The sequence below is a fragment of the Desulfogranum aggregans genome, assembly GCF_055398265.1.
Genome location: NZ_AP042447.1, coordinates 4,524,850 through 4,540,929, shown reverse-complemented (window position 1 = coordinate 4,540,929; position 16,080 = coordinate 4,524,850). Strand labels below are relative to the sequence as shown.

Genomic DNA, 16,080 nt, shown 5'->3' with positions numbered 1-16,080 from the left:
CGAGCGACTACCGAAAGGTATCTTCCGTGAGCGGAATATAGATCCCGTGGTGGGTTATCCTGCCGGCAAAGGGGGAGAGCACCAGGGTCATCTCTTTGCCGTCGAGATCCTGCAGATGAATGAGGCAGGGCTCCAGGTACCCCCTGTCGCTCAGCCACAGGGAAATGGTCTTGGTACTCGAGACCTCCCTGTCGGCAAAAAGAATGTCCTTGAGCAGGACGGAATCAGGAAGTTGCAGCGAAGGAAGATCCGACGTGTCATCGTCCCAGAGAAACGAACCGCTCTCCACTTCTTCCTTTTCCACAGCCGTCACCCGAAACTGCCGGGTCTCCGACTCATACTCTATCAGATACGGTTGAGCAGTCCTCACCGCCAACTGTGCAGTGGTGGTAATAAGCAGGTTGAGCCTGCGTGCGGTCTGCTTTAATGGATCGACAAAAATAAAACTCGACAGACGCGGTACGGCAAAGGCCATGGTTATACCGATCAGGACCATGACCAGAACCAGTTCCAACATGGTAAAGCCGCCCGAGCGACCGGCGGTCTGTGAACGAAACAGAGGGGACAGAGTATGTTACTCCAATTCCCAATTGTTGATATCAGCATCAATCCCTTCCCCACCCGGTTCATTATCCGGTCCATAGCTGATCAGGTCAAAATCACCATGCAGACCGGGACTGATATAAACAAAATCATTCTCCCACGGATCAAGCGGCACTTTTCCTTTCTCAAGATAACCACCATCCCGCCATTTTTTCGCCAGCCTTCCTACTGACGGCGCCTCAACGAGGGCTTGTAATCCCTGCTCTGTAGAGGGGTACTGCCCATTATCCAGCTTGTAGAGCTTGAGCGCCTGCTCCAATGAACGAACCTGGATGGCCGCCTTGGTCCGCCTTGCTTCCTCCGGCCTGTCCATAATCCGGGGAACAATCAGCCCTGCCAGGACCCCGAGAATGACCATGACCACCATCAATTCTATAAGGGTAAAGCCCTGGCTGGTGTTGACAAGCCAAGCCTGTTTCCTTTCCATCATCTGTGTAACTCCTTATTATTGCGCCGTTCAATGGCGAAAAAACGTTATAAAATAATTTCAGTACCCGCGTCGATGCATGTGAAAGCCACCGTAGCAGGCCAGGCATCCTACAGTGGCACTCACCGCAACTGCCAGCCACAGTCCCAGATGCAGTGCGAGCCAGGAAAAACCAATCCATGGCAACAACGCCATTCGAACCCAATAACGCAGCAGCTCGTTTGCCCTGATAACATCGGCAATCGGCGGAGAAACGTCGTAATAGAAGCTCACAAAACGGCGTCCCCACTCCGCGCTCATCAGGTACTGATCGCGAAAATCACGCAGGACCTTTACCGCTGGATGAAAAAGGGAACCAAAAGAGGCTGTAGCTATGAAACAGGAATCATTGGTCCGGAACTGCAGTTGATTGCCATAATAGACCGCTCCGCCAGCGATTGCATAGGCTCGGACATAAAAGATGGTCCCTGGCTTCAAATCCTTGAGAATGGAACTATACGGTCCGGTACGGCTGCCGTCATCTGTCTCACCTTCTTCAACAAAAGAAGTATCATTGGAAGATTGAAACAGGCCGTTGCCGTCTTCATCAGTCTCCTCCGCCATGGCACTGCTGATAAAAAAATTCCCGCTCGCCTCCAGCGCTTCACGCATCATCGTGGTTGTTTGTCCAATGCCCGCAATATCCACCGTAAAGGCAACCGAATCCACCGACTCATCGCCATCAGATGTTTGGCATCGGACGTAATACACGTAATCACCATCCTCAAGGGAGAGTGACGTACTATGGGCAGTGCTGCCTGTTTGAGAAAAAGACGCCATCTGCTCAAAAGAGATGTTGCTGTCACTGTACCCACATTGACTCGTAAGGGTAGTGCTGGCTGAGAGGGTAAAATTACCGCTCTCCAGCGTTTCGCTTTCTCCTGGATTGGTGATTGTTGTTGAAAAAACGTCACTGTCATCCGAATCGTCGTTGTCGTCATCTCCTTTGTATTGCGGATAGGGAGCAGTACTAAAGACCACCCCTTTCTGGGTAACCGTCCCGAGGCCTGAAAGAATTGTTCCGCCTGTCAGGGCGCTGGTGCGGGTAATTTCGGTCACCAGGGTTGTCTGAATAAGAGGGGACGCATCATCAGCAAGGGAGGTCACCATCGTACTGCTATCCACTGCAGATGAAGCGAACTTGGACACAGTCAGGGTATCGGTCTCATTCTGGTCGGTGGTTGTCCCCACAACGATAACCTCACCACTTTCAAGAACGGTAATGCCGTTACCGGCAGCGTCCCCACCTGCCGGCAAGATCAATACTTCGACATTGGCGCTCTCCTCAGCGACCGTCTCGTTATCGAGCTCGGCTGCTACGGCCTCACTTACAAAGAGCGATGCAAGCAGCTCAATGGTCTGAGCAAACAGCCCGCCATCGCTTTCCTCCTGCTGGGTCCGCTTTCCACGGTAAACGGCAGCCGCTCCTGGCTCCAGCACGGCGTCATCGGTAACGGATTGCGCCTTAAAAGCCTTAAAGGAATCAAGGATCTGAATCCCCGGGGCATCTTCAAGAGAAAAATCTTCTTCCACCGTTCCCGGCACAAGCATCAGCCTGGAAACACTGACAGGTACAACCGAAGGTGCCTCGTCATGAGATACCGTTGATAATTGTCCGTCTGATGCAGTGCTATACGAACCAACCAGCAGACTCCGTTTTCCTGCATCAGTGGCGAAACCGGTTACCATCACGCTGCTGCCACTGTCGACAATGGCTACGTCATACATAACGGAATCTTCGGAGCCCGAGTAGATGACGGAGTAGCCGGTCTGATGAAACGTCTGATCAGGCTGCCCGTCTTCGGTAAACCGGAATAGTACTGCCTCCCGGGGACCATCCTCCGTTCCCCCTGAACCGGCCAGGTAAATTTCTCCTTCCTCGTCCTCGGCCATGCCGTATCCTGCTGAAACCTCAAAGTCATCGGATGGGATGGCTACGCCATCAACCCCAAAGGTATCGTCCAGCGAACCGTCGCTGAAAAAACCGACCAATACCGCAGTCAAACGCTCTTCATTCAGCGAGGAACCGGATACGACTATTCGTCCGTTCTGCTGCAGGAGAACTCCATCGGCAATGGCATCCTCTCCAACGCCGAGCAGTGTCAGCCCCTGATCGCCGAACCCTGCATCCAGCGTTCCATCATCATTCATCCGTCCGAGGACCATGATTCTTCCACTGGTGCCCTCGGCAACGCCGGTAAAAACAATCTGGTCCTCCTCACTGACCACCAGAGCGGTAATTTCTTCGTTTTTCGCTCCTACCTGCAGTACCACCTGTCCCTGCTCACCAAAGCCCATGTCCGGTGTACCATCGGGCATGTAGCAGGCCATGGCAAAGTCCCGGTCACTTCCACTGTGGCTGTAACCGCCAGCTACGATCCTTCCATCGCTCAGCAGGCCGATGGTGAAGATTTCATCATCTCCCCTGCCAATGGAGGTTGTCACACGGCCGTCTCCGTTGAAGGTGGGGTCGTAGGTTCCATCGGGAAGCAGGCGAATCAGTGAAAAATCATGATCAGCGGTACTGGACTGTGAACCGGCAACCAAAATGGAGCCATCAGATTGGGAAACGACAGTGTAGCCGCGGCTGCTGATTCCGCCTGGTGATTCAGCCAGCCGACCGTCATCCCCGAATCCCCTGTCCAGAGAATAGCCTTCTCCTCCGACGGTGCCAACCTTGAGAATCAGTACGCATGCCAAAAAGACAACCAATGCTATATGTCTGAAGTTCCACATAAGACCTGTCTCCCTGGGAAACCTTCTCCTGTTATCATGCCGTTGCTCTGATACTTTAGCAAAACACTAGAGAAAATATAATACACAACGAGTTATTTACCAAAACTGCACACCGGATAGGTGCAATGCCGGCAGTTGCGGCAAAGGCCGCCATGCCCCATTTCCGCCAACTCCCTTCGGCCGATGGTCTCACCGGCAAGAATGCGCGGTAACACTAGATCCAGCACGGTAATATTATGAAACATTCCGCAAGCCGGTAGCCCTATGACCGGCACCTCACCGATCCTGGCCACCAAAAACATCGCCCCGGGAAGAACCGGAGTTCCGTACACCATATCTGAGGCCCCGGCTTCCTTAATTCCCTGCCGTGTCACATCGTCCGGATCGACCGACATTCCACCGGAAGTGATGATCAGTTCTGCTCCGTCAGCCAACCGTTTGTGTATTTCTGCCGCGATATGTTGCGGATTATCCGGTGCAAACCCGACGCTGCTGACAGCAGACCCGAGAGCTTCCATCTTTCCGCGCAGCACCTGCTCAAATTTATCCTCTATCCGTCCGTAGTACACTTCATTGCCGGTTATCACCAGACCGGCCTGAACGGTTCGCATTGGCTCCACTCGCACTATCCCGTGGTCGACGGTGGCAATGGAAACAGCCCTGTTGACCAGCCTTCTCCTGGCCACCAACGGAATCAACCTGGTGGCAGCAACCTGCTCACCTGACCTGACTGGGGTATTGGACTGCAGGGTGGAGCACATCACCTCGCCGAGCATATTAAACTGGAGCAGGGCATCGCGATTAATGTAGAGGATACCGTCGCAAGCAGCTTTTAACGACATTTTCCCCTCCACCACTTCCCTTGCAAAAGTAATGCCGGGACCAGCCAGTGCTTCTGCCAGTAGAAGGGCGGCCTCGTCCTCATGTATCTCTTCGGCGGTTAACTGCAAAACATAAATATGATCTTTCCCTAGGCGACGAAGATGGGCCACATCCTCTGGCCGGATGATATGCCCTTTTTTAAAAGCACGCCCTTTGAATTCATCACGAACTATCTCCGTAATATCATGTGGGAGGACCATCCCGACAGCCTGGTCCACTGGAATACATTGTTTATGTGATATATCTGCCATTTGTCGATCAATATCCTCTGCAGTCAACCATCTTTTTCGGCCTGATGAGGTCTCCTGTTCGTTCAATATTCTTTTGTGCCCGACCCGTCAGCGGACGGCGGTCATAGAACTCTACCCCTTACTGAAAAAAAAGCAACTCCCGACAGCAGGTCAGCACCTTCTGGTCGGTCCTACGCCTTCACCGGCCACCGCCCATCGCTGGCCCTCTCTGACTCCGCCTCACAATCCTCAACCTTGAAAAAAGCTGTATTGACAGAATCCATCCTACCAGTATATTCAGCATGATAGGTGCGATACACCTTTGCGCGGCCAGCCCGGATATTCCTATGTCCGTGCAGCCTGCATGATTTACCATGCGTTTCTCCCGCTTCAACAATGGTGCCCACTATGTACAGTCAATGTATCTTTGGCCTCATACTGATCTGCAGCCTTTTTTGCAGCCAGGTCTGCGCTGAACCGGTAACCGATATCCCCCCACGAGAAAAATGTCCGGTTTGCGGGATGTTTGTCGCCAAATATCCCGCCTGGATTACCCAAATAGAGCACCCTAACGGGAAAATTGTCATGTTTGACGGCATTAAAGATATGCTGTCCTATTACTTTGAACCGAAAAAATACGGTGGCCAATCCGATACGTCTTTAGCCAGTATCTTTGTAAAAGATTATTACACGCTTCAATGGATAAACGGCAGAAAAGCAGTTTTTGTCATTGGCAGTGATGTCACAGGCCCCATGGGGCATGAATTTATCGCCTTTGCCACCCTTGATGCAGCGCAACAGTTTTTCTCGGACCACAACGGGGAAAAAATACTCACCTTTGACCAAATTACTGTGGAATTGGTTAGATCACTTCGTTAAAGGCAGCCGCCCAACGCATCATGAGAAAAAGCATCATTGTAATTCTCACTCTTAGCATGGAACTCTTTCTCCTGCTGATACTTTCCCTCCATGGTCAAAATTTTGTCTTCCCAACTTCACAACTAGCCGACCTAAAACAAAAAAAAGTTCTTATTGCCCGCTTGCAGCTAACCGATTTTGCCATCTGGACCGAGGCACGCTACACAAGGCATCCCTCCCAGGCTGATTTTTTCTCCGCCTTTCAAAATTCACCGGCAGCCTTTGATCATTTTCCAGCAGGTTCAATCATCGCACCGCCATCAACCCCTTAGGATGCCGCCGTTGAAAAAGCAGATCAACATCATTGAGTTCGCCATCTCCTCCTTGGTCCGCCGTAGATACAAAAGCGCAGCCATCCTGTTCGCCTATGTGCTAATTGTTGCCCTCATTGCCTCGGTTCTCTTCACAACCCACTCGCTTCGCGTGGAGTCGGCCGCAATTTTGCAGTCGACCCCGGACCTCGTCGTTCAACGATTGTCCGGAGGGCGTCATGAACTGATTCCGTTAGCATACGGGGAGGAAATAAAATCTATTCTTGGCGTCAGCAAACTGTCGCCTCGATACTGGGGATACTACTATGATGCGCTTGCACAAGCCAACTACACGTTGATTGGAGCGGGTGAAGGCCCCCCTGAACTGCGCCTGCTCGAAGGAAAACTTCCCACATCCGCCGAGGAGTGTGCAATAGGCAGCGGTGTTGCGGCCCTTCGCGGTGCCGGCACCTCAGGAGAGCTAATCATGATCAACAGTCGCAACCAGGGAACACTTTTCCATGTCAGCGGTATTTTCAAAAGCGCATCCAATTTACTGACCAACGACCTCGTTGTTCTCACCGACCAGGCTGTCATCGATTTTTTTGCCTTCCCTCCGGGCATGGCGACTGATCTAGCTGTCCAGGTACCTAACAGTCGCGAAGTGCCTACCATAGCTGCCAAGGTAAAACGATTATTTCCTGATGCGCGGCCAATAACAAAGCAAGAGATTCTGAGGACCTACGACACAGTCTTCAACTGGCGCAGCGGAATGATGCTTACCGTTTTCAGTACTGCGGTCATCGCCTTCTGCATTCTTGCCTGGGACAAGGCTACCGGTATTAGCGCAGAGGAAAAAAAGGAAATGGGTATATTGAAGGCCATAGGGTGGGACACTGGCGATGTTATCGTACTTAAATTTTGGGAAGGATTGCTCCTTTCGCTTAGCGCAGTGCTCACCGGCATCATAATCGGGTACATCCATGTCTTTGTCTTTGGTGCGCCGCTCCTTGCTGCGATCCTCAAAGGATGGTCGGTCCTCTTTCCCCCATTTGCCCTAACCCCGACCGTTGACCCGCTGCATGTCCTACTGCTTTTCTTTTTTACGGTTACCCCCTATATGGCCTGCACGGTCCTACCCATCTGGAAAACCGCGGTAACTGATCCTGACACGGTGATGAGAGGTCAATAGTGTGAACTATATTGTCTTGGAAACAGTGACAAAAATCTATAATCAAGACAAGGTCGACGAGACTGTCGCCCTGAAAGACATCTCCCTGTCCATCAGCAGAGGGCAAGTAGTGGCTCTGACCGGCCCGAGTGGATCAGGCAAGACCTCACTACTCAGCCTGGTGGGCTGCATGGCCCGTCCCACTTCCGGTAAAATAACGATTGACGGGCAAAATGTGGTCAAACTGCCGGAGCGGTTCCTGACCAAAGTGCGACGTGAAAGTTTTGGTTTTATTTTTCAGCAGTTTCATCTTCTCAAGGATCTATCAGTGCTGGAAAATGTCCTGTTACCACTCTATCCAACCAATATTGGCCCTGTTGAAATGAAAAAAAAGGCTGGTAACATCCTGGTCAATTTGCATATTGACCACAAAGCTCGCCTGCCAGTAAAACAATTATCCGGTGGGGAGCAGCAGCGGGTCGCCATCGCACGAGCACTGATTAATGAACCACAGGTTATTATTGCCGATGAACCAACCGCCCACCTCGATGAACGTCTTGCCAAAAACTTTTTGTCGATAGTCGGAAGGCTACAGCAACAGGGCAAGACCGTTATCATCGCTACCCATGACCCACTGGTGTTTTCCCATGAACTGGTGGAGGTAACGGTGCACATGCGCAACGGTCGCGTTGCAGAGGTTTCTTCCAGGTGATCCTTCACCCCGGCATACTCGCCCTGCTTATCGGCTCTTCCGTTACCCTGGCACTCCTGACACTGGCTGCTGCCATTGGCCTTTCCATCGCCCGGCAGTGGGAGTGGGAAAGCAGTTCAGCCAGACAGGTCAAGCTTGAGCGCAGAACCTACCTGATCTCCACACTCGCTGCCTTTTCTTTGGGAGTACAGGCGTTATCGACCATCCTTTTTGTCTATACCGCTGATGATTTACACCGCCTCTTCATTGGAGCTATGTGCGCCACCGGATCACTTAATGCCAATCCTGTGGGATGGTATGCATTGCTTTCCAAGCTGGCACTTTTTTTTCTCTCAGGTTTCTGGCTGAAACTTAACGGCGTAGACCAATACTCACCCAGCTATCCGCTTGTCAGACTAAAATACGTCCTGCTACTTCTGCTGCTGCCATGTATCGTTGTGGACTACTGGTTGCAGCTCAATTACTTTCTCGGTTTGCAGCCGGATATCATAACATCTTGCTGCGGCTCTCTATTCGCCAGTTCCAGCAACAGAACCATTGCCTCCTTAACTGGCTTTCCGGCAAAACCGATACTTTTTCTCTTCATTGCTGCATCAGCCTTGCACCTCTTGCTTCTGATATGGAGCCTGTACAGCAGGAAGCGGCTGCTGCGCATTGTGCTGTCTCTTTCCTCTGCAACGTACCTCTTTGTTGCCCTAATAACAGTGATATCTGTTATTTCTCCCTCTATTTACGAACTACCAACCCACCTGTGTCCGTTCGACATGTTGCAACGGGAATATCATTTTATTGGCTACCCACTCTATATTTTTCTTTTTTCCAGCGTTTTTTTTGGCATCGTACCAGGGCTCTTCTTTCCCCTAAACCACTATCCTGATATGGTGACCATTCTCGACAGAATGGCACGCAAATGGGTAGGCATAAGCTTGCTGCACTTTTTTTGTTTTACCGTGCTCGCAACAGCCATCGTATTCTACAGTCGGCTCAATCTATTTTCATGATGCCAGGATCGGGGAAACAGCGCTTGAGAGCGGTTCAGGTTAACAGGTAAGAGCAAACACCTTACCCCGCTGCGTTCTGTGATCATTACGAATTCAAAGCGAAAAAAACAGCACGCCAGAAAACCGGTTTCCACCCCCATACAGCGTATTTTAGAGCGCAGAACGAAAAGTCCTTTCTCCACCAAAGAAGCAACCACTTGACTGCTGCTGCGGGAAATGTTCTCACATCAATCTGAGGAATACAACTCAATCCAGAGAGGCTAGGAAGCTCCTCTTCAACGAGTACGCTATCTTGAAACAAAACCTGGAACCAACCTCCCAGGAACATTCAATGCCCTTCTTCACGGCGCTACCCTTCAGCCTCATCGTGCTCTCTCCCATGCACATCTCGCCAAGAGAAGCCCCCTCTGCAGAGCCAGATAGACCTCACCCTCCGAAGAGGTGATCACTATCAGCAAAAAATTCTTTGCTCAACCGGTATCAACCAGCACCAAATCTTCTCTTCCGTTTTTCATTGGAAAAGGATGAAGATCTTGATCTGTCTCTTGATGGATGCGAATATGAGGTTGACAATCCTTATGACAGGGATAAAAAGAAACCGCCTTCAACAAAGAGGATGAAAAAAAAGTCAAAAAAAAATAAACATAATGCCATGCTGATTCAGCATGAAAAAACGGTCCCCATCATCACCACCGGCAACCACTTGCCTGACCTTCTCCTCATAATTGGTTCTTGAGACAATGATGGAGGCGAAAAAATGGGCAGTGTTGCTGTTCTTCTGCAGTTTCTGGGAGCTTATTAATGCATATTATCGTCACAGGGGGTGCGGGTTATATTGGCAGCCACACCTGTCTTGAATTAATTGAAGCCGGACACCGGGTAACCATCATCGACAACCTCAGCAACGCTCACCGGGAATCCGTTCGTCGAGTCGAGCAATTAACCGGTACAGCCATTTCCCTGTTTGTCACCGATTTGCTTGACCGAGAAAGCCTCAAAGAGACCTTTGCCCAGGTAAAAGAAGCCGACGCTGTTATCCACTTTGCAGGCCTTAAAGCAGTGGGTGAGTCAGTGGACAAACCATTGCTCTATTACCACAACAACATCACAGGCACGCTCAACCTCTGCTCGATCATGGCGGATTTTGGGATGAAAAATATAGTCTTCAGCTCATCAGCCACCGTCTATGGTGATCCCGCCTCTGTACCGATTACCGAAGACTTCCCGCTTTCCTGTACCAATCCCTATGGCCGCACCAAATTAATGGTAGAGGAAATTCTGCGTGACCTGGCAGTGGCGGACCCACAGTGGAACATCGCGCTGCTTCGGTACTTTAACCCCGTAGGTGCCCATAAAAGCGGCATTATTGGTGAAGACCCCAACGGTATTCCCAACAACCTGATGCCCTATATCTCGCAGGTTGCTGTTGGCAAGTTGCAGGAACTCTCGGTTTTTGGCAACGACTATCCTACCCCCGACGGAACGGGCGTACGGGACTATATCCATGTGGTGGACCTGGCAATCGGACATCTACGCGCGTTGGAAAAACTGGCTGAAAACCCGGGGGTGGTAACCTATAACCTCGGCACAGGCCATGGGTATTCGGTTCTGGAGATGGTGAAGGCCTTTGAACGTGCAAGCAACAAAAAGGTGCCCTACCGCATCGCCCCACGAAGGGCTGGAGACATTGCCCAGTGTTTTGCCAATCCTGGGCTTGCTAAACAAGAACTGGGCTGGAGCGCGGAGCACGGCATTGACGAAATGTGTGCGGATACCTGGAAATGGCAATCCAACAACCCCCAAGGGTATAGCGACGTTTAACTTTTTTTCACTTGGGACAGGCCCCAGCTGTTCTGAAGGCCTCCTGATGACGGTCGATCCGCAGCAGCACCCAATCCTGCTGCAGTAAGCCCTGAACTTCCAGTGGCAGAGAAGGGGGACCTGCTATATGTACGCTCCCATGTTTTCAGCAATACATTGCATTCAATATCTTGATTTTAATGAAATAGCATATTGATACACTCGCCCATTGAAGCATCTCTTCTTCCAATCCTGACACCGGGCTTCCGATACAGATGGTGCGTCAATCGGCCAATGGAGTGCGATCTATAGCGCATTGTTTATACGCCCACAGGCAGGTCTTGATAATTGTTTTTCTACACTCGACTAAATTGGATCAAAAACCTGCACTCAAGCAGAAAGAGAGTGGTTGAGGGAGAGGTATGCATACACACCTAAAAAAGAGAAACCAGGTCAATGCTCCCGCAACAGATTGCAGGTAATCAATTTATGAAGATAATGGCTGCGTTGGATCAATCTGAGTACGCTTCTTTTGTCCTGAAAAAAGCCATCAAAACTGCCAAGCAGCAAAACGCGAAAATGGACATTGTGGTCGTTGCTGAAAATAGTGAAGCATCCAAAAGCAGCCTCCAGAATGATGGGGCCCTCCTCCGTGAGGCAACTCGACATGCCAGGTCGTACCAGCAGGTGGCGTTGCGCCATGGAGTCCGAGCAAAAGTTCGCGTATTTTTTGGAAAGTCTGCAGCAGAAGAGATCATCAGGTATCAGCAGTCGGAAAAACTTGATCTGATCGTTCTTGGACGCCGTTCCTTCCATTCGCGCCCGGAGAAATGTCCCATCGGCAGTGTCGCTCTAAGGGTGGTTGCCTATGCCACCTGCACCGTGATGGTGGTACGTTGCATGGAAACAAGGGACTGGAAGGGGAGATCAAGTGGGCGTAATGCATCATGACACGCTGACTCTTCCTGGGGATTAATGCAGCCCTTAGATGTCACGATTATTGGCAACCTGCTTCTTCACACCCGTTGACAAACCACCTGTCGTACCAGCAAATGATCCATTCGATAATGTCCCTTCAGCATATTTGGGCGAACTCGCACAAAAGGAGGCATAAGCCCTCCCTGTACATTCATTTCCATATTATCTCGATTAAAACGTAGTGAAACAGTCAAGCGCTATGCACTGTTGACGAGTGTACCGATCGCCGAAAAACATTGACCAACCGTTTCCGGTACATGAGAGTCTGAACCCAAAACCATTTTTATCTCCCGCTGCATTGCCTCCCGGATTATCCAGCTGCTGGGATACTGCTCTGCCGGCTCGTGATTGAATCCTGCTGTGTTGATTTCCATGCTCATCCCCTGCTCCTTGATGATATCAAGGGTATCAATGATCAGGTGACGGTACCACGAGGAAGATTCATCAAACAGGCGGTTTCCGCGGTTGTGCTTTTTTACCACATCCAGGTGGCCAACGATATCAAACCAGCCGGTTGACACAGCTTCCTGAAGGGTTTGATAGTATTGCCGGCACAACGCCCTGCCGTCATGGTCGAAACAACACATCAGCTCCTCACACTCTTCACGAGTACCGTTGACCAGATTCAGGGATCCATCTCCTCCCGACAAGTGGTGTATTGAAACAATCAAATAGTCCCAACTCCGATGGGCGAGATCATGTATCCATGCTTTGTACCCAGGAATGAATTCCATTTCCAGGCCGAGATTGATGCGCAGCGCCTCCGCGTATCTTTCTTGCAATACAAGGGTATCCAGCCGATACTGCTCAATATCATGTTCTTGTATGGCATATCGATTGGGAAAGGGCAGCGGCATGTGGTCAGTAATGGTAATCTGGGTAAGGTTCTTGGAAAGGGCTGCATGAACCATGTCATCGATACTGCCGGTACCGTCGGAGTACCTTGTGTGCATATGATAATCGCTGTGGATGTCGATCTGCAATTTGCCCCCTCCTCAGTGATGTTGAAATCTGAAACCTCAATCCGTGAAGATTGATCAGAAAAAAATGCTATGAAACGTGGCCAATAGGCTTACTTTATATCAAAAAATATGAATCTACACCTGCTGCAAAAACTCACTCAAGAGGTGAATGTACGAAGCAAATCATTCAGTACAATCCGATGACAAACTGTACACCAGCCAATTCGGCCTGACCCTTGACGAGCTCTGCATAATCGGTTCAGCGATCTCACCGGGTTGATCAGGCGCGAAATCTCAGCGGCAGGATACCAGTGAACTCTGTTGTAAGACATCTGCCAAAGAAGGAATCACCGCGCCTCGCAATGGTGAACGGATAGCCCTGCATACAGAGCGCGCACAGCAGCAGAACTTTGACAACCGAACATGCACGTTTTCCAGGGTTGTCCGGGTTACTGACTGCAGCACGGGAAAAAGCGGCCAGCTCCTGCTTTTACCTGAGGTGAGCGTCGAGGGCTGATGGAACAGTCTGTACTTTCCCGAGGATAAAATATCTCCAACTATTTGAATGCATTAGCAATATTTATCTCTTTCAAGTTCAAGTGAATAATAAAATACATGGTCTGCAGCAGCTCAACTTAAATCAAAGGAAATATTGGCGCTGTAAAAGTGTAATGACTTCACGGGTAAATATTTGGGCATCACTATAGCTGAGATGTGAACCATCGTTACAGCTGAAATCCTGTAATTTTTCATAGTCTGCAAAATGTATTGTAGGCGTCGTAACCGTCTTTGCCAAAAGATCCCAGTAACGTTGGCGGGGAACAGTCTTTTCCTCAATGGCCCACACCTCTCCGCAGGAAGGAAAGCGGATAAAGGCAACGTCGCCCCCCCTTTGCCGAATACGCTTTACAGCTTTATGAATACTTTCGACACGCTGTATAAACTCTTGCTGTCCCAGCATGGGTACTTCCTGATGTAATTCTCTGGTGCGCTCAATCCTGGCATCACGTAATGATTGCAGATTAACCAAGGAATAATCGGCTGTCCGGAATCTGTCTGCCCGCATAGGGGCATAAGGGGGAGTGACCGGTCTGCCCTGCTGCCATTTCTCCCACAATTGTCCCGGGGCCAGACCGCCGTAGCGAAAAACAAATTGTCCCTGGAGCGTCAGCGCCAAGCGCGTTTCCAATTTTGACGACAATGACTGTTTTTTGTACTTACGTAACCATTTTTCGGACCTGTCATCTTTTGTTTTTAGCTCTCCGGCAAGCCAGAGGGAAGGGATGGAGCAGATAACCTTGCCAATAAAACCAGGATCATTGCTCAATTCAACCAAAACCGGAAGCGGGTTACTGCCGTCAATCGCCAACATATGAGCAGAATAGTCAGTCATCTCCTCAACAATTTCGGGATCAAGGCCCAACAAAATTCTCGAAGCACCAATCAAAGCAAGGGAGTTTGACTGTTGGTTTGCCTGACGCCGGACCTGGCTCCACACTGGCCAATCATCTGTAATGCTCGGAGTGAAACCGCGGAGACGCCAGTGTATCTCCCAGCCAGCGATACAGCCTAAATAAATACAAGCAATCATCAGCCAGATGATTAACCAGTGCCACTTGCCAAAATAGTGTCTGGCTCTAATGCTAGAATTGGAAGTAGATGAAAGCACGCTCCCCTCCGGAATGAAGACTCAAGATCAACAGAGCTCCCATCATAAGCAAAAACCTCAGCGGTCCAGGTATATTGGCTGCTACCTCTTCCAGACTGCTGTCACGCATCAACGCCTGGCCAACGAGCAATACCCCCAGAGGCAGCATCACCTGTAATGTCTCGGCATGGGAAAGTAGTTGCTGTTTATGGTGAATAAACATGGCCCACAACAGAGTAAAGGCATCGCCAAACTCGCGAGCACGAAATAACACCATGCCGATACAGAACAAAACAAAAGTCAACAAACCAAGGAATGCCCTGGCAACCGTTGTTTGGAAAAAGGCAATATCTCCTAAAATCGACACAAGATACCGCTCCCCTACCAAATACACCCCCTGCAATCCTCCCCAGGCCACAAAGGTCCAGGCAGCGCCGTGCCATAAACCACCGAGCAGCATGGTCGTCATCAGGTTAGCGAACGTACGCAGGTCGCCTCGTCGATTTCCGCCAAGCGATATATAGAGATAATCTCGCAGCCAGGAAGATAAAGAAATATGCCACCGCTGCCAGAAATCTGAAAAACCAATAGCAGCATAAGGGAAGCGAAAATTGTCGGGAAGGACAAAACCAAAAGTCATAGCCACTCCGATAGCACACAGTGAATATCCGGAAAAATCAAAAAAGATCTGACCGGCGAAGCTGAAAGCACCGCTCCAGGCATCCAAGGTCCCAGCGCCTTTTGGGTTGCCAAATACAGTATCACTAATCGGAGCCATCACTTTATCGGCAAGGATCACCTTTTCAAAAAGCCCTACCACCAGGAGCGACAAGCCCCAACCCATTTGATAGGGAGTCGCCCTCTTTGGCTCCAGACACTGCGGCAGGAAATCAACGGCCCGAACGATGGGACCGGCAACGAGTTGAGGAAAGAAGGTTACATAAAAGGCAAAATCGGTAAATTTAGGCCAGGGTTCCAACCGGCCTCGATATATATCAAGCGTATATGAAAGCGACTGAAAGGTATAAAAGGAAATACCAACAGGCAAAATGATATTAGGTGCTGCAGGCTGATAGTCCAACCCTGTCGCTTGAAGGAATGCAGCAAACGTTTCGAGCAGAAAACCACCATATTTGAAATAGCCCAGCATGCCGAGATTGACAGCTAGACTGAGGGCCAGGAAAAACTTTTTTCGGCGTGCTGTTGCCGCCGTGGCTACTTTTTGCCCGCAAAACCAGTCAATGAGCGTTGAAATCCAAAGCAAAAAAACAAAGGGTGGATTCCAGGCAGCATAAAAAATATAGCTGGAAAGCCAGAGATGCACCTTCCGCTTTTCCCAGGATTGCAAAAGGGCATAGACACAATGTACTGCAGCAAAAAAAAACAGAAATGTTAAAGAGTTAAATATCATATACTGCGCGACTCAACCTTCCGCCACATCTCCTTACTTCCCGTATGGCCTCATTTTTCACTCGATGCCAATGTGACCTTAACGCACGATAGAGCGTACCCATTCAATATATGTGAAAACACTCGGGCAATCTGCATTGCAGATTACCATGTTCAACGACATTCTTCCGCACATTTACTCCAGCGAATACTCCAGTATCCATGGGCAAGGCTCCGGGAAAAACAGCCTAATCCCAAGATCGTCCTTTTTTCGCTCTCCGCACCCGGCACCTTGCACTCCCATCTACTTTCGTGTTCCTTGAAATAGTCAAA

General features: G+C 50.1%; 13 protein-coding genes. 6 read left to right on the top strand and 7 right to left on the bottom strand.

Annotation, left to right across the window (positions count from 1 at the left end; all coding sequences use genetic code 11):
* Positions 1-7: 7 nt before the first annotated feature.
* The 4 genes from ACZ52Z_RS19870 to ACZ52Z_RS19855 all read right to left on the bottom strand — a co-directional run bounded on the left by ACZ52Z_RS19870 (position 8) and on the right by ACZ52Z_RS19855 (position 4,938).
* On the bottom strand, positions 8-559 hold the full coding sequence (locus ACZ52Z_RS19870) for a pilus assembly FimT family protein (protein WP_464270830.1): 552 nt from the start codon (positions 557-559) through the stop codon (positions 8-10).
* 15 nt (positions 560-574) lie between these two features.
* Positions 575-1,033: a type II secretion system major pseudopilin GspG gene (gene gspG, locus ACZ52Z_RS19865; protein WP_464268506.1), complete on the bottom strand. Its 459-nt coding sequence runs from the start codon at positions 1,031-1,033 to the stop codon at positions 575-577.
* A 57-nt stretch (positions 1,034-1,090) separates the two neighbouring features.
* The gene (locus ACZ52Z_RS19860) at positions 1,091-3,805 is read right to left on the bottom strand and encodes a delta-60 repeat domain-containing protein (protein ID WP_464268505.1); all 2,715 of its coding nucleotides are present in this window, start codon (positions 3,803-3,805) and stop codon (positions 1,091-1,093) included.
* A 92-nt stretch (positions 3,806-3,897) separates the two neighbouring features.
* Entirely contained in the window at positions 3,898-4,938 is a 1,041-nt protein-coding gene (locus ACZ52Z_RS19855; RefSeq protein ID WP_464268504.1) for a molybdopterin-binding protein, read from the bottom strand.
* Between the two features lie 387 nt (positions 4,939-5,325).
* Here ACZ52Z_RS19855 and ACZ52Z_RS19850 point away from each other — a divergent pair, with 387 nt between their 5' ends.
* The 6 genes from ACZ52Z_RS19850 (at position 5,326) to ACZ52Z_RS19825 (ending at position 11,721) form a co-directional block, all read left to right on the top strand.
* The gene (locus ACZ52Z_RS19850) at positions 5,326-5,796 is read left to right on the top strand and encodes a nitrous oxide reductase accessory protein NosL (RefSeq protein ID WP_464268503.1); all 471 of its coding nucleotides are present in this window, start codon (positions 5,326-5,328) and stop codon (positions 5,794-5,796) included.
* A 312-nt stretch (positions 5,797-6,108) separates the two neighbouring features.
* A complete protein-coding gene (locus ACZ52Z_RS19845; RefSeq protein WP_464268502.1) occupies positions 6,109-7,278 on the top strand; it encodes an ABC transporter permease in 1,170 nt (389 codons plus the stop codon).
* Position 7,279: 1 nt separating this feature from the next.
* On the top strand, positions 7,280-7,969 hold the full coding sequence (locus ACZ52Z_RS19840; protein WP_464268501.1) for an ABC transporter ATP-binding protein: 690 nt from the start codon (positions 7,280-7,282) through the stop codon (positions 7,967-7,969).
* The gene (locus tag ACZ52Z_RS19835) at positions 7,966-8,970 is read left to right on the top strand and encodes a hypothetical protein (RefSeq protein ID WP_464268500.1); all 1,005 of its coding nucleotides are present in this window, start codon (positions 7,966-7,968) and stop codon (positions 8,968-8,970) included. Before ACZ52Z_RS19840 ends, ACZ52Z_RS19835 begins: the two co-directional genes overlap by 4 nt.
* Before the next feature lie 801 nt (positions 8,971-9,771).
* The gene (gene galE, locus ACZ52Z_RS19830) at positions 9,772-10,791 is read left to right on the top strand and encodes a UDP-glucose 4-epimerase GalE (protein ID WP_464268499.1); all 1,020 of its coding nucleotides are present in this window, start codon (positions 9,772-9,774) and stop codon (positions 10,789-10,791) included.
* A gap of 468 nt (positions 10,792-11,259) precedes the next feature.
* Positions 11,260-11,721: a universal stress protein gene (locus ACZ52Z_RS19825; RefSeq protein ID WP_464268498.1), complete on the top strand. Its 462-nt coding sequence runs from the start codon at positions 11,260-11,262 to the stop codon at positions 11,719-11,721.
* A 224-nt stretch (positions 11,722-11,945) separates the two neighbouring features.
* Here the strand turns inward: ACZ52Z_RS19825 and hisJ are convergent, their stop codons facing one another.
* The 3 genes from hisJ to ACZ52Z_RS19810 all read right to left on the bottom strand — a co-directional run bounded on the left by hisJ (position 11,946) and on the right by ACZ52Z_RS19810 (position 15,682).
* On the bottom strand, positions 11,946-12,731 hold the full coding sequence (gene hisJ / locus ACZ52Z_RS19820) for a histidinol-phosphatase HisJ (RefSeq protein ID WP_464268497.1): 786 nt from the start codon (positions 12,729-12,731) through the stop codon (positions 11,946-11,948).
* Between the two features lie 619 nt (positions 12,732-13,350).
* Positions 13,351-14,379, bottom strand: a complete 1,029-nt coding sequence (locus tag ACZ52Z_RS19815; RefSeq protein WP_464268496.1) for a hypothetical protein — start codon at positions 14,377-14,379, stop codon at positions 13,351-13,353.
* On the bottom strand, positions 14,354-15,682 hold the full coding sequence (locus ACZ52Z_RS19810; protein ID WP_464268495.1) for an MBOAT family O-acyltransferase: 1,329 nt from the start codon (positions 15,680-15,682) through the stop codon (positions 14,354-14,356). Before ACZ52Z_RS19810 ends, ACZ52Z_RS19815 begins: the two co-directional genes overlap by 26 nt.
* Positions 15,683-16,080 lie beyond the last annotated feature (398 nt).

What these genes read in the sequence shown, in the direction of transcription:
- gspG (WP_464268506.1), bottom strand. Translation starts at nt 1,033, where the DNA reads ATGATGGAAAGGAAACAGGCTTGGCTTGTCAACACCAGCCAGGGCTTT.
- ACZ52Z_RS19860 (WP_464268505.1), bottom strand. Translation starts at nt 3,805, where the DNA reads ATGTGGAACTTCAGACATATAGCATTGGTTGTCTTTTTGGCATGCGTA.
- ACZ52Z_RS19855 (WP_464268504.1), bottom strand. Translation starts at nt 4,938, where the DNA reads ATGGCAGATATATCACATAAACAATGTATTCCAGTGGACCAGGCTGTC.
- ACZ52Z_RS19850 (WP_464268503.1), top strand. Translation starts at nt 5,326, where the DNA reads ATGTACAGTCAATGTATCTTTGGCCTCATACTGATCTGCAGCCTTTTT.
- ACZ52Z_RS19845 (WP_464268502.1), top strand. Translation starts at nt 6,109, where the DNA reads ATGCCGCCGTTGAAAAAGCAGATCAACATCATTGAGTTCGCCATCTCC.
- galE (WP_464268499.1), top strand. Translation starts at nt 9,772, where the DNA reads ATGCATATTATCGTCACAGGGGGTGCGGGTTATATTGGCAGCCACACC.
- ACZ52Z_RS19825 (WP_464268498.1), top strand. Translation starts at nt 11,260, where the DNA reads ATGAAGATAATGGCTGCGTTGGATCAATCTGAGTACGCTTCTTTTGTC.